At 70.3% G+C, this 12,535-nt stretch carries 15 protein-coding genes; 14 read left to right on the top strand and 1 reads right to left on the bottom strand.

The genetic code is table 11. From position 1 onward, the window contains the following. Positions 1-59: 59 nt before the first annotated feature. From ABT061_RS24715 to ABT061_RS24680, 8 genes are all read left to right on the top strand, one after another. Positions 60-1,049 carry an ABC transporter substrate-binding protein gene (locus ABT061_RS24715; protein WP_350921959.1) on the top strand — a complete coding sequence of 330 codons (990 nt, stop codon included), beginning with the start codon at positions 60-62 and terminating at the stop codon, positions 1,047-1,049. Beyond that, positions 1,042-2,058, top strand: coding sequence for an ABC transporter substrate-binding protein (locus ABT061_RS24710; protein WP_350921957.1), 1,017 nt, complete (start codon positions 1,042-1,044; stop codon positions 2,056-2,058). The genes ABT061_RS24715 and ABT061_RS24710 overlap by 8 nt, the downstream gene beginning before the upstream one ends. Further along, positions 2,055-2,888, top strand: a complete 834-nt coding sequence (locus tag ABT061_RS24705; RefSeq protein WP_350921954.1) for an ABC transporter permease — start codon at positions 2,055-2,057, stop codon at positions 2,886-2,888. Before ABT061_RS24710 ends, ABT061_RS24705 begins: the two co-directional genes overlap by 4 nt. Further along, positions 2,885-3,607, top strand: coding sequence for an ABC transporter ATP-binding protein (locus ABT061_RS24700; protein WP_350921952.1), 723 nt, complete (start codon positions 2,885-2,887; stop codon positions 3,605-3,607). The genes ABT061_RS24705 and ABT061_RS24700 overlap by 4 nt, the downstream gene beginning before the upstream one ends. Further along, positions 3,604-5,070 carry a zinc-binding metallopeptidase family protein gene (locus ABT061_RS24695; RefSeq protein WP_350921949.1) on the top strand — a complete coding sequence of 489 codons (1,467 nt, stop codon included), beginning with the start codon at positions 3,604-3,606 and terminating at the stop codon, positions 5,068-5,070. Before ABT061_RS24700 ends, ABT061_RS24695 begins: the two co-directional genes overlap by 4 nt. Before the next feature lie 72 nt (positions 5,071-5,142). After that, the gene (locus ABT061_RS24690) at positions 5,143-6,189 is read left to right on the top strand and encodes an LLM class flavin-dependent oxidoreductase (protein ID WP_350921947.1); all 1,047 of its coding nucleotides are present in this window, start codon (positions 5,143-5,145) and stop codon (positions 6,187-6,189) included. Then, on the top strand, positions 6,179-7,291 hold the full coding sequence (locus ABT061_RS24685) for an LLM class flavin-dependent oxidoreductase (RefSeq protein WP_350921945.1): 1,113 nt from the start codon (positions 6,179-6,181) through the stop codon (positions 7,289-7,291). The genes ABT061_RS24690 and ABT061_RS24685 overlap by 11 nt, the downstream gene beginning before the upstream one ends. Further along, on the top strand, positions 7,291-8,181 hold the full coding sequence (locus tag ABT061_RS24680) for an ABC transporter substrate-binding protein (protein ID WP_350921943.1): 891 nt from the start codon (positions 7,291-7,293) through the stop codon (positions 8,179-8,181). Before ABT061_RS24685 ends, ABT061_RS24680 begins: the two co-directional genes overlap by 1 nt. A gap of 153 nt (positions 8,182-8,334) precedes the next feature. Here the strand turns inward: ABT061_RS24680 and ABT061_RS24675 are convergent, their stop codons facing one another. Next, positions 8,335-9,339 (bottom strand): ATP-binding protein, encoded by a 1,005-nt coding sequence (locus ABT061_RS24675; RefSeq protein WP_350921940.1) that lies wholly within the window; start codon positions 9,337-9,339, stop codon positions 8,335-8,337. Positions 9,340-10,115: 776 nt separating this feature from the next. Here ABT061_RS24675 and ABT061_RS24670 point away from each other — a divergent pair. Genes ABT061_RS24670 through ABT061_RS24645 form a run of 6 tightly spaced genes read left to right on the top strand, consistent with a single transcriptional unit; the run spans position 10,116 to position 12,434 of the window. Further along, complete coding sequence (locus tag ABT061_RS24670; RefSeq protein ID WP_350921938.1) at positions 10,116-10,961, top strand: helix-turn-helix domain-containing protein; 846 nt, start codon at positions 10,116-10,118, stop codon at positions 10,959-10,961. An 8-nt stretch (positions 10,962-10,969) separates the two neighbouring features. After that, positions 10,970-11,173 (top strand): DUF397 domain-containing protein, encoded by a 204-nt coding sequence (locus tag ABT061_RS24665; protein WP_350921936.1) that lies wholly within the window; start codon positions 10,970-10,972, stop codon positions 11,171-11,173. Next, positions 11,128-11,361, top strand: a complete 234-nt coding sequence (locus tag ABT061_RS24660; RefSeq protein WP_350921934.1) for a DUF397 domain-containing protein — start codon at positions 11,128-11,130, stop codon at positions 11,359-11,361. The genes ABT061_RS24665 and ABT061_RS24660 overlap by 46 nt, the downstream gene beginning before the upstream one ends. Before the next feature lie 60 nt (positions 11,362-11,421). Next, on the top strand, positions 11,422-11,634 hold the full coding sequence (locus ABT061_RS24655) for a helix-turn-helix domain-containing protein (RefSeq protein ID WP_350921932.1): 213 nt from the start codon (positions 11,422-11,424) through the stop codon (positions 11,632-11,634). 18 nt (positions 11,635-11,652) lie between these two features. Then, positions 11,653-11,916 (top strand): helix-turn-helix domain-containing protein, encoded by a 264-nt coding sequence (locus ABT061_RS24650; protein ID WP_350921929.1) that lies wholly within the window; start codon positions 11,653-11,655, stop codon positions 11,914-11,916. Then, a complete protein-coding gene (locus tag ABT061_RS24645) occupies positions 11,916-12,434 on the top strand; it encodes a transposase (RefSeq protein ID WP_350921927.1) in 519 nt (172 codons plus the stop codon). The genes ABT061_RS24650 and ABT061_RS24645 overlap by 1 nt, the downstream gene beginning before the upstream one ends. Positions 12,435-12,535: the final 101 nt, after the last annotated feature.

Here is a 12,535-nt window from a genome sequence, read left to right as displayed (position 1 = left end):
TTCCCGCATCGCGGGACATACTTTGCATTTCCTACCAATTTACTAGCAAACTCTTTCGCATGACCACAGCTGCGCCAGACACGATCTGGTTCACCCGGTGTCCGGTGCCCACCGCGACCGGTGTCGCCGCCGACCGGGGCTGGCTCACCGAGGAGTTCGCACCCGACGGGATCGGCGTCCGGTCCCTGCAGGACGCGGCGGCCGACGTCTCCGCCGACCACCACTTCACCCACGAGCTGACCGGCCTGTTCCGCGAAGGCGGGAACGTCCCCGCGCTCTGGGCCCGCTCGCGCGGCGAGGCCACCCGGCTCATCGGCCTGACCTGGATCGAGGAGCGCCAGGTCATCCTGGTCCGCGGCGGCAGTGGTCTGGAGAGCCCGGAGCAGCTCAAGGGTCTACGTCTGGCCGTCCCCCGGCACCGCCTCGCCATCGACTTCTGGCGGGCCATGGCGCTACAGGGCTTCCGGGGCGCGCTCTCCCTGGCCGGACTCGATCTGGGCGACGCGGACCCGGTGGACGTCGAGGCTCCCCCGGGCGGCGGGCAGTGGGAGGCCGAACTGGCCGCCCTGGCCCGCGGCGAGGTCGACGCGGTCTATGTCAAGGGCGCGCTCGCCGTCGAGGCGGCCCTGCGCCACAGCGCCGAGGTGGCGGTCGACCTCGACGCCGTTCCCGACCGGCGGGCGCGGATCAACAACGGGACGCCCCGCCCCATCACCGTCCACCAGCGGCTGCTCGACGAGCGCCCCGACCTGGTCACCCGGTTCCTCGCGGTGCTCCTGCGGGCGGCCGACTGGGCGGCGGAGCACCCGGCCGACGTCACCAGGATCCTGGGCGCCGAGACCGGCGCGGGCTCGGCGGGAGTGGCCGGCGCCTACCACTCCGGCGCCTCCCTCCACCTCGACCTGTCCGCGGAGCGCCTGGAGTTGCTCGCCGAGCAGGAGCGGTTCCTGCGCGGCCACGGCTTCCTGGAGTCGGCGGTGGACGTCGCCACCTGGGCCGACCACACCCCGCTCGCCAATGCCCGATCCCACGGAGAATCCCATGCGTAGACTCGCCCTGGCCGCCGCGCTCCCCCTCGCCCTGCTGGTCGCGTGCGGCTCCACTCCCTCGGCGGACACCTCGGCCGCCGCCGCGCCGGACGCCAAGGCCGAGCCGGTGGTGGTGCGGATCTCCGATCCGGGCAACAGCGGCTTCCTGGCGGTGGCGAAGAAGGACGGCAGCCTCGACGCCGCCCTGGCCAAGGTGAACGCGAAGGTCCAGTGGGCCGGAGACTTCTCCGTCTTCGCTCCGGCGGCGCAGGCCATCAACGCCGGGTCGCTCGACATCGCCGTCGGCTCGATCACCTCGGGCGTCACGGCGCTGGCCGTCAAGCCCAGCTTCAAGATCTTCGCCACCGTCCCGCCTGACCTCGCGGGCGAGGGGATCGTGGTCAAGAAGGACTCCCCGATCAAGTCCGTGGCCGACCTCGCCGGGCACACCGTGGCGGTCGGCCACGGCGGCACCAGCGAGTACCTGCTCCTCAAGGCGCTGCGGACGTTCAACGTGCCGGTCGAGAAGGTCAAGCGGGTCTACCTGGCCCCGCCGCAGACGGCGCCGGTCTTCGGCTCCGGCAAGGTGGACGCCTGGTCGACCTTCTCCACCTTCCTCATCCCGGCCGTGACCAGCCTGGACGCCCGCATCCTGGCCAGCGGGGCGGAGATCGAGTCGGACAACTACGTCATCTACGTCGCCGCCAACACCCTGATCGACAAGCACCCCGAGGTGCTGAAGGCGCTGTACGCGTTCATCGAGGAGGGCACCGCCAAGGAGAACGCCGACCCGGCGGCCTACCTCAACGTCTTCACCTCCGCCGGGCCGCAGGCCGTGACCGGCGCCCAGCAGGACCTGGTGGTCCAGATCCAGAAGCAGGGCAAGCCCGCCCAGCCGGTGACCGCCGCCGAGATCGCCAAGTACCAGGAGGTCGCCAAGTTCTTCCTCGACCAGAAGGTCCTCACCGCCCCGCTGGACGTCTCCCAGTACGTCGTCGACGTCACCTCACTGCCGGACGCAGCCTCATGACGGTCCTGACCGGACAGGAAACGGCGGGGCTCGTCCCGCCGGACCCGCCCAGGAACACCGGCCGCCATCCGGCGGCGAGCCTGGCCCTGCGCGTCCTCGGCCCGGTCCTGCTCGTCGGGCTCTGGTACGCGGGAACCGCGTCCGGAGTGATCACCCCTGACGTGCTGGCCGGTCCGCAGGAGGTGGTCAAAACCTTCGGCGAGCTGTGGGCCGACGGGCAGATGCAGGAGGCGCTGGGTGTCTCGCTCACCCGCGCGGGCCTCGGCCTGCTGCTCGGCGCCTCTACCGGGCTGGTCATCGGGGTGCTGTCCGGGCTGAGCAGGCTCGGCGAGGAGCTTCTCGACTCCTCCATGCAGGCGCTGCGTGCCATCCCGTTCCTGGCGCTGACCTCGCTGTTCATGGTCTGGTTCGGGATCGAGGAGACCTCCAAGATCCTGCTGATCAGCGTGGCCTGCACCTTCCCGATGTACATCAACGTCTCCAGCGGGGTGCGCAACGTCGACCGCAAGGTCGTGGAGGCCGCCCGCTCGTTCGGGCTCGGCCGCCTCGCTCTCGCCAGGGAGGTGGTGCTGCCGGGCGCGCTGCCCTCGATCTTCGCCGGGCTGCGGCTGTCGACCACGCTCAGCGTGGTCGCGCTGATCGCCGCCGAGGAGATCAACGTCACCGCCGGTCTGGGATACCTGATGGCCAGGGCCACCGACTACCTGCGCACCGACATCCTCGCCCTCTGCGTCATCCTCTACGCGCTGATCGGGCTGACCGCCGACGTCATCCTCCGGCTGGCCGAGCGGTTCACCATGCCATGGCGGAAGGCGGTGGCGGCCCGATGAGCCTGGCCGTACAGACCACGGACCTGCGCAGGGTCTTCGGTGACCGCGCCGTACTGGACGGGATCGACCTGCGGGTACGGCGCGGTGAGTTCCTCGCGCTGCTCGGTGCCAGCGGCACCGGCAAGACGACGCTGCTGCGGATCCTCGCCGGGCTGGACGCCGCCACGAGCGGGACCGTGCTGGTCCCGCCGGTGCGGACCGTCGTCTTCCAGGAGCCTCGGCTGATCCCCTCCAAGCGCGCGCTGGCCAACGTGATCCTCGGGCAGGGCCGCGGCGCCCGCGCCAAGGGCCTGGCGGCACTCGCCGAGGTGGGCCTGAGCGGCCACGCCGACGCCTGGCCCGCGACGCTGTCCGGCGGCGAGGCGCAGCGGGTCGCGCTGGCCCGCGCCCTGGTCCGCGAGCCCGAACTGCTGCTGCTCGACGAGCCGTTCGCCGCGCTCGACGCGCTGACCAGGCTGCACATGCAGGACCTGATCGCCGAACTGTGCGCCAGGCATCGCCCCGCCGTGGTGCTGGTCACCCACGACGTCGAGGAGGCCATCCTGCTCGCCGACCGGATCGTCGTGCTCCGCGAGGGCGCGTTCGTCACCGACCTGACCGTCGAGCTGGACCGCCCCCGCGACCGGGTGGACGGCGACTTCGTGGCGCTCCGCCGCCGCCTGCTCGCCGACCTCGGGGTCTCCGCCAAGGAGCCCGGACACGTGGGAGTGGCGCGGTGAGCACGGAGAAAACCGCGCTGAACTGGATCGACGCGAACGAGCCCGTGCTGACCGGCCTGTCGGACACCATCTGGTCGTACGCCGAACCGTCGCTCCGCGAATGGCGCTCGGCGTCGGCCACCGCGGACCTGCTCCGCTCGTACGGCTTCGCGATCGAGTGGGGCACCGCCGGATTCCCCGCGGCCTTCGTCGCCACCCGCGGCGGGCACGGCCCCGTGCTCGGGTTCAACGTGGAGTACGACGCGCTGCCCGGCCTGTCCCAGCGCGCGGGCGTGCCGTACCACGACCCGATCGGCTACGCGGGCGACCCGCTCTACGGCCCCGCGTACGGTCCGGGGCACGGCTGCGGGCACAACGCGCTGGCGGCGGCGTCGGCGGGCGCGGCCATCGCCGCCGCCGTCGCGCTCGGCGACCGCGCGACCGTAAAGGTCTTCGCCTCCACCGGCGAGGAACAGCTGGTCGGCAAGGCGTACGCGGTGCGCGACGGCGCCTACGACGGGCTCGACGCCTTCCTGGACTGGCATCCGGCACCCGTCACGGCGACCGGCTGGGACGTCACCAGCGCGCTGATCTCCGGGACCTTCACCTTCCTCGGCTCGGCCGGGCACGGGTCCGACCCGCTGGGCACCAGGAGCGGCCTGGACGGAGCCCTGCTGCTGACCAGCATGATCGAACACCTGCGCGCCGCGAACGTCTCGCCGTCCGGCCGGGTGAGCTACACCCTCAGCGGGGGTGGCGCCCCGAACGTGACACCCGACGTGCAGACGGTCTGGGTCTACGTCCGCGAGGCGACCCACGAACGCGCCAGGACCCTGTACGACAAGGTCGTCGAGTGCGCCGGGGCAGCCGCCACGGCCGGCCGGACCCGGCTGGAGCACCGCCTGGTGACCGCGATCCGGCAGGGGCTCGGCAACCGGGCCGGGGCCGAGCTGCTGCATCACACCATGTCCGAGCTGGGTCCCGCTCGGTTCACCGACTCAGACCACGAGTTCGCCCTTCGCCTCCAGGCCGCGATCGGCAGGCCGCGGATCGGGCTCGCGACCGGGATCGCGCCGCTCACCCCGCCGCCGGAGACCGACCTCGGCGGCCCGTCCAGCGACACCTCCGAGGTCGGCTGGCAGGCCCCGCACCTCAGCCTGGTCGCGCCCGTGGTGCCGCTCGGCGTACCGCTCCACTCCTGGGCGGCCACCGCGTCGACCGGCACGAACATCGCCCACCAGGGGTTGCTGGCCGCCGCCCGCTACCTGGCGGCCACCGCGGTCGCCCTGGTCGAGCAGCCGGAGACGCTGGCGGCGATCCGGGACGAGTTCGACGCGCGGGAGCCCTGGCACAGCCTGCTGCCCGCCGACGCGACTCCCCCGCGCTACCCGCCGCCGCCCGAGTTCCTGAAGGAGACCGGACAGGAGTTCACCCTCCCCGCGCTGCCTTTTCCCGTCTCCGCCGAACCTCTAGGAAAGATCTGACATGGCTGTCCCATCGATTCCGGCCAGTCCGCGAGAACGCTCCCACACAGCACGGCGCCCCGGCACAGTGGCATGGGCACACGACGTTTCCCCGGGCACGGTGCCACGGACGCACGACGTTCCACCCCGCACGGCGACGCGGACGCGCGACGTTCCACTCGGCACGGTGCCATGGGCGCGCGGCGTTCCACCCCGCACAGTGACGCGAACGCGCGACGTTCCGCCCGGCGCGGTGGCGTGATGGCCAGGTTCAACGTCACGCTGCCCACCCGGAGCGCCGCCCGGCCGGTGCTGCCCGGCTTCGTCACCGACGTACGGCCCGCCCGCTCGGATCCGGCGGGACCGGCGGGCCGGGCCGCCGAGCTGGCGGGACTGTCCGGCGCGCTGGTGCCCTTCGATCCCGAGGGGCAGGAGTCGCTGGTGCTGGCCGCCGGGGTGCTGCGCGACTCACGCCACCTGCGGGTGATCGCGGAGTTCCACCCGGGCATCGCCACCCCGGTCTACCTGGCCAAGCTCTCGGCCTCGCTGCAGCGCTTCTCCGCCGACCGGCTCGGCTGGCGGCTCGCGGTGGACCTCGACCCGGCGGTGGCCAGGGCCCAGGGGGACTTCCTCACCGGAGCCGACCGGTACGCGCGGGCCGAGGAGTTCCTCACCGTCGCCAAGGGCGTCTGGCAGGGGGATTTCGAGTACCGGGGCCGCTTCTACCAGGTGGCCGGGGGCGGCTTCGCGGCCCCGCTCTCCGGACGGGTCTTCCCGACCGTCTACCTCGGCGGCACCTCGCCGGAGGCGCTTGAGCTCTCCGCCCGCCACGCCGACGTGCACGTCTTCTCACCGCAGGACGACCTGGAGGCCCTGACCGCGCGACTGCCCGGCGTGGCGTACGGTCTGCGGCTGCCGGTGCTGGCCCGCGAGGACGACGACGAGGCGCTGGCGGCGGCCCGCCGTACCGGCTTCACCGGGCTGACCGGCTGCTACGCCGCCGTCGCCGCCGCGATCGGGGAGTACGCCGACCGGGGCGTCTCGGAGTTCTTCCTTGAGGCCGGGCCGCGCCCCGAGGAGACCTACCGGCTGGGCGAGCACCTGCTGCCGCTGTTGAAGGAGAGCACCCGTGTCGGTTGACATCTACTGGCGTATCCACATGGAGGGCGACCAGCCCTCGCTGCGCCGCAGGGGCGGCAGCCGCGGCGGCTTCGCCGACCTGCCGGGCGCCCTCGCGCCGGGAGTCAGGGACGGCGCCCCCGACGGCTACAGCCACGTCGACTACATGGCCGAGGTGGCCAGGGCGGCCGAGGACTCCGGCTTCGTCGGCGGGCTGCTGCCGTCCTTCCCGCACACCGACGACCCGTGGGCCGCGGCGGCCACCCTGGCCCGGGAGACCCGCTCCTACCGGTTCATGATCGCCTTCCAGCCGGGGTTCCTGCACCCGGTGCAGGCGGCCCGGATGACCGCCACCCTGCAGCGGGCCACCAGCGGGCGGGTGGTCTACAACGTCATCTCCGGCGGCGGCGGGCCCGCGCAGCTCTGGTGGGGCGACCGGATCGACCACGACGACCGCTACGCGCGCACCTCGGAGTTCCTCGACGTGCTCAAGGGCGTGTGGCACGGCTCCCACACCCACCACGGCCGCTTCTACCAGGTGGAGAACGCGAGCCTGCCCGAGGAACTGGCCGGGCAGCCGTTTCCGGAGATCTTCTTCTCCGGCTCCTCCCCCGCCGCGATCGCCGCCGCCGGGCGGCACGCCGACCACTACCTGTCCTGGCTGGAGCCGTACCCCGCGCTGGCGGAGAAGTTCGACCTGGTCCGCGCGCACAGCGACACCCCGCCGAAGTTCGCGGTCCGGGTGGACGTGCTCGCCCGCGAGACCGAGGAGGAGGCGTGGGACGAGCTCCGCCGGGGCTGGGCGGCCAGGGTGCCCCGCGACTCCGGCGGGAAGTCCGGCTCCGGCGACTCGGTCGGCGTGCGGCGCAGCCGGTCCTTCCTCGCCTCGACCGGCGGGGACCTCCGCGACCTGGAGGTCTCGCCGGGCGTCTGGGGCGGGTTCAGCGAGTTGCGCGACGGCCCCGCCTTCGGCCTGGTCGGCGACTACCACCAGGTCGCCGAACGGCTCGACGAACTGATCGGGCTCGGCGTGGACGCCCTCATCCTCGCCGGAGTCCCGCACCTGGAAGAGGCACACCGGGTGGGCACGCACGTGCTCCCCCTCCTGAAAGGACGTACCTGATGACCACCCGAGTCGGATATTTCCCCCAGAACAACTCGCTCTGGGTGCTGCGCCACCGGGGACTCCCCGACGTGGAGTGGGTGAACCTGCGCTCCCTGCCGACCGGCGAGCGGGTCGACCCCACCAGGGCGCTGCCGTCGGTGCACAGCGACCACCTGTTCGACGGCGGCTACGACTTCATCGGCACCGGCGCCACGCCCCCGGTGACCGCCCAGGCCAAGGGGTACGACGTCGTCTACGTCGCGATCTCCGAACCCCGGATCGAGAACGGTCGCCTGGTCGTCCTCGACGACTCGCCGATCCGGAGCCTGGAAGACCTGAAGGGCAAGCGGGTCGCCCTCGGGCACGGCTCGTGGCAGACCACGCTGCTGCTGCTCGCCCTGGAGCGGGTCGGTCTCGGCTGGAGCGACATCGTCCCGGTCGACGTCTACGACAACGCCGCCGAGCTGTTCCTGTCCGGCGAGGTCGACGCGTGGGTGGGCTCCTACCCCTACCTCACCGGGGTCGAGCAGCGGGCATCCGTCCGGGAACTGGTCGCCACCGACGGCCTGTTCAGCCACCGCTCCCTGTGGTTCACCCGCCGCGACTTCGCCCTCGAACAGCCCGAGGAACTGGCCAGGATCGTCTCCGCGCTCCAGGAGTCCGACGAGTGGACCCGGCAGAACCCCCGCGCGGCGGCGGAGTTGTTCGCCAAGGACGACGGCGGCGACCTGGACGCCTGGGAGCACGCGCTGCGCACCCGCCCGTGGGGCCTGCACCCGATCAGCGAGGAGTTCGTCGCCGAGCAGCAGCACGTCGCCGACCTCTTCCACACCAACGGGCTGATCGAGAAGAGGATCATCGTCACCGACGCGGTACTCCCCGAGCTCGGCAAGCTGGTCACGGGCTGACCGTCCGGTGTGATCCCGCAGCCGGCGCATCACCTCCCCTCACCGGCTGGCTGATGCAACCCTGTGCGGCCTTCCTCACCTGCTCTGAGCATCGGGAAGGCCGCCCTGGCGGTCCCGGTTTCTCGGCCGCGGGATCGCAGTCCATACCGGACATCAGGCGAGCAGGTCGCCTGCACGGAACCGGGCGGATGCCATGAACGCCGCCTCGATGACGGAGGAGGACCGCAGGAACGTCCCTTCTTGAGCACGGGACCCTTTTCCCATGGATGCCTCCTCACGGACCCCGGAGGACGGAACCAGCTCCGCGCAGTCGACGGTGCGGGACGCGTCGGACTCCGAGCGGGAGATCCCCCAGGCGGCCCAGACCGTCTTGCCGAGCCCGCCCGGCACCGGAACGACACCCCACCGGTCGGCCAGCGCCTCCACGATCGCGAGCCCCCGGCCGTGCGAGGCGTCCTCACCCAGGCTGAGCTTGCGGGGCCGTTCGGAGCCGTGGTCGGTGACCCGTACGCAGACCCCCCGGGGCATGCCCCAGAGCGAGAGCCGGATCGGTTCCTCGCCGTACAGCGTGGCGTTCGCCACCAACTCGCCGACCACCAGGACCGCGTCGTCGGCGAACTCCGACGGCAGGCCCCAGCCGGTGAGGGTGTCCCGCGTCATCCGGCGGGCCTCGCCGACGGTCGCCGGATCACGGGGAATGTCCCAGCAGACGGTCCGGAGCCCGTCGGGGGTGCCTGCGATCATCGAATCTCCTTGCCAGTGCCGGTGGGATTCCGTTTGTCGGTGAGATTCCGGCCGCCTTGGGGGTTCTGGCTGTCGTTGGAGTCCCGGCTGTCGTTGGAGTCCCGGCTGTCGTTGGGGTTCCGGCACCATACGCACGCCGGGCGGCTGCTCGGGTGACGGCACCGTCGCCGGTTCGGTGGCCTCGCTCTCGCGCATCAGCGCGCACAACTCCTCGGCCGTACGCGCCTCGACGACCAGGGGCTCGGGAACCTGCCCGGCGGCGATCGCGTAGAACCGGCGCCCGCCCACCCCGTACATGACCAGCCAGCCCGCCTCGGCCCGATCCAGCCGGGCCGCGATCTCCCGCTGCTCGCGGTCCCACTGCCGTGGGCCTCGCTGATCGACGGGCTCTCCCCGTCGATGCCGCCCGCTCACGCCGCCTTCCCTTGCCGCAGCATGCCCGGGTACGACCTCCGCCCGCTCAAGGTGAGATCGTCCGGTGGTCGACCTCGCCCGTACGACGCGAGCGACCCGGCGACCACCGGCTCCACAGGCCGGGCGTGACGTCCGTGACCGGAAAACGACCGTGTCTCCCCCGGCGGGCGTACCTCCGCCGAGGCGGACAGGCGCCCCGCGAACCCCAGCCGCCACCACTCCGCCAGCCGCGCCCGGAACTGCGCGGGCGTCGGCCGCTCATAGGCGTGCGCCTGCCGATGGGGCAGGCATCGGTCATCGTGCGCGTACGGCGAATGCCCACACCACCGGCACCCCAACGGGGCGGGCGGCCGGTCACCACTGAAGCGCATTCGGATGACCCGGATCGCTCTTGTAAAATCGAGCACGGAATTGGACCTCCAGCGTCCGGTTCAAGAGGCCGTCACGGTGTTGCTGCACCGTGGCGGCCTCGACTCGTTTTTCGGGCCTGCCAGGGGAAAAAGGGGGAACGCGTTTTGGCGATTACCTGGAGCAGGCGGAGGGGCCATGGCCGACAGCAGGTAGTGCCAACTACTCAATAAAGTGCAATCTGGACATATTTGCGCAGAAATTTTGGACAATAACCCTCATTGTCATATTGGGGTCGCCGTCCAGCCCCGAACCCATTAGCATGCTGGCACAGTGACACGAGGATCACAATGCGTAGATAAAATCAAGATGAATTGTCTGATTTGTTCCATAGAACCGTCACCGGCAGTTCACGGAGGAGGCCCAAAATGACAAGTAACAGCCCCACGGTCAAACGTCGGAAACTCTCCCAAACGCTCCGACAGCTCCGGAAGGAAGCCGGATTCTCGGTGACCGAGGCGGGCAGGCGGCTGGAGTGGGACGCGTCAAAGGTGTCCAGGATGGAGCGCAACGAGTGGCGGCTCCCGAGCGTCCATGACATTCGCCTACTGCTCGACCTGTACGGCATCACCGACGAGGAGCAGCGCGAGGCAATGATCACCCTCGCCAGGGAGTCACGTCAGCGCGGTTGGTGGGAGAAGTACCAGGACGTCTTCCGGAGCAGCTTGCCCGATTTCGAGGCGGGTGCCAGTTCCATCCGCACCTGGGAGATCGTGCTGATCCCAGGGCTTCTCCAGACGGAGGGGTACGTGAGAGCGTTGTGGCGAGCCGCTCGAATTCTCGACGAGACGCTCGTCGATCGCCACGTCCAGGCGAGGCTCATGCGTCAGGAGATCCTCTTCCGGGAGAACCCGCCAACCCTGCTGGCGCTCATCGACGAGGCCGCGCTGCGCAAGTCGATCGGCGGTGCTGAGGTGATGCGCGAGCAGATCAGCCATCTCATCGAGATGGCCGCCAGGCCGAACATCACCATCCAGGTGGTTCCCGACTCCGCCGGCGCGCATCCCGCCCTGGAGGGCTCGTTCGTCACTCTGGATTTCCCCAACGACCCGAGCCTCGTCTACACCGTGACCGCGACGGAAAGCCTCTGGCTTGAACAGCCATTGGAATATCAGCGATACACCATTATTTTGGACTATGTGATGGGATTGGCTCTGTCTCCGGACGAGTCGGTCCGGCACATGGCGAAGCTCGTGGAGCAACTCAAGGGATAGGTGAAAAAGTGGACAAGAGCCCTCCGAATCTCACCTGGCGCAAGAGCACCCTCAGCGGGACCAACAACGACAACTGCATCGAAGTCGCCGACCTGCCCCGCGGCGGCCAGGCCGTACGAGACAGCAAGGACCCCAACGGCCCCATGCTGAACTTCACCCCCGGCGCATGGGAAGCATTCATCACCAGCGTCAAGACCAACGAATTCGCCTGATCAAAACAGCCGCCAAGGAGCCACTAGATGGAATCCCCCAACCTCCATCACCTGAAATAGGAAAGAGCTCCTGCAGCAACCAAGACAACAACTGCGTCGAGGTCGCGGGCCTACCCGGCGGCAGCCGGGCCATACGGGACAGCAAGAACCGGCGCCTTGAGGGTCTGTCGTTACTGAGCCGATCATAAGTTTTGGTACGTGTTGGGTGGCGGTGGGAGATCGAGTTCGGGCGGGCGCATGCTGGGAGTATGGCCAGAAAAGGTCGCAGAGCGACGTTCGAGGAGAAGGTCTTCGCCCTCCGGTTGCTGGAGCGGGGCATGTCACCGGATCGGGTGGCCGACGCGCTGGGAGTGGGCCGAGAGTCGGTGTTCCGGTGGAAACGCCAGGCGGGGGCGGGCGGTGTCGAGGCGCTGCGGATCAAGAAGGCGCCGGGCCGGCCGCGGCGGCTGACGCCCGGGTAGGAGCAGACCGTCAAGGCGGTGGTGCGTGATGTCACCCCCCGTCAGGTACTGGGCAGCGCCGTGGTCTTGTGGACCAGGGCGCTGGTGACGATGGTGATCGCGGCCTGGTTCGGCATCGGGGTGTCGGTGGCGGCGGCCGGTCGGCTGCTGCGTGGTCTGGGCCTGTCGCCGCAGCGCCCGGCCTGCCGGGCGCTGCGGCGTGATCCGGCGGCCATCGCCCGGTGGACGGGCGTGGTCTTCCCGTGGATCTGTCGCCGGGCCCGCGAGAAGGGGCGCTGGTGATGTTCGCCGACGAGATGAGCATGCGCGTCGATCACCGCTGCAGCACCACCTGGGGACTGATCGGACAGACTCCGCTGGTGCACGCCGGTGCGGAGCGCCGGTCGGTGAAGATGTTCTCGGCGGTCGGGGCGGACGGCACTCTGCGCTACCGGCTGGGGTGCGGCTCGATGGACCGGTGGGCGTTCATCGGGTTTTGCGCGCACCTGTTGCGGACCGTCACCGGGCTGATCTTCCTGATCGTCGACGGCTCCTCGATTCACACCGCCCGGGCGGTCCGTGATTTTGTCGCGCGTACCGGTGGCCGGTTGCGCCTGTTCTTCCTGCCCGGCTACGCGCCGGATCTCAACCCCGATGAGTGGGTCAATCAAAACATCAAGGCCCGGGTGGCCCGCGAGGCGGTGGCCGATGAGCACGAGCTGGCCGCGGCCATGCACCGCAGCATGCGCCGGCTGCAAAAGCGCCCCGACATCGTCGGTGCCTTCTTCGCCGACTCGCACCTGTCCTACATCAGCCCGTAGCGCCGATAGTCCCAAAACTTACGATCGGCTCAGTATATCCGAGTACAGATAACACACACCCCGCCCAGGTAATTCCCGGGGCGAGGACGCTCATCCGGAAG

Source organism: Streptosporangium sp. NPDC002544, from assembly GCF_040295965.1.
Lineage (GTDB): Bacteria > Actinomycetota > Actinomycetes > Streptosporangiales > Streptosporangiaceae > Streptosporangium.
Note: the sequence above shows the minus strand (reverse complement) of the source record. Positions and strands in the feature narration are given on the sequence as shown.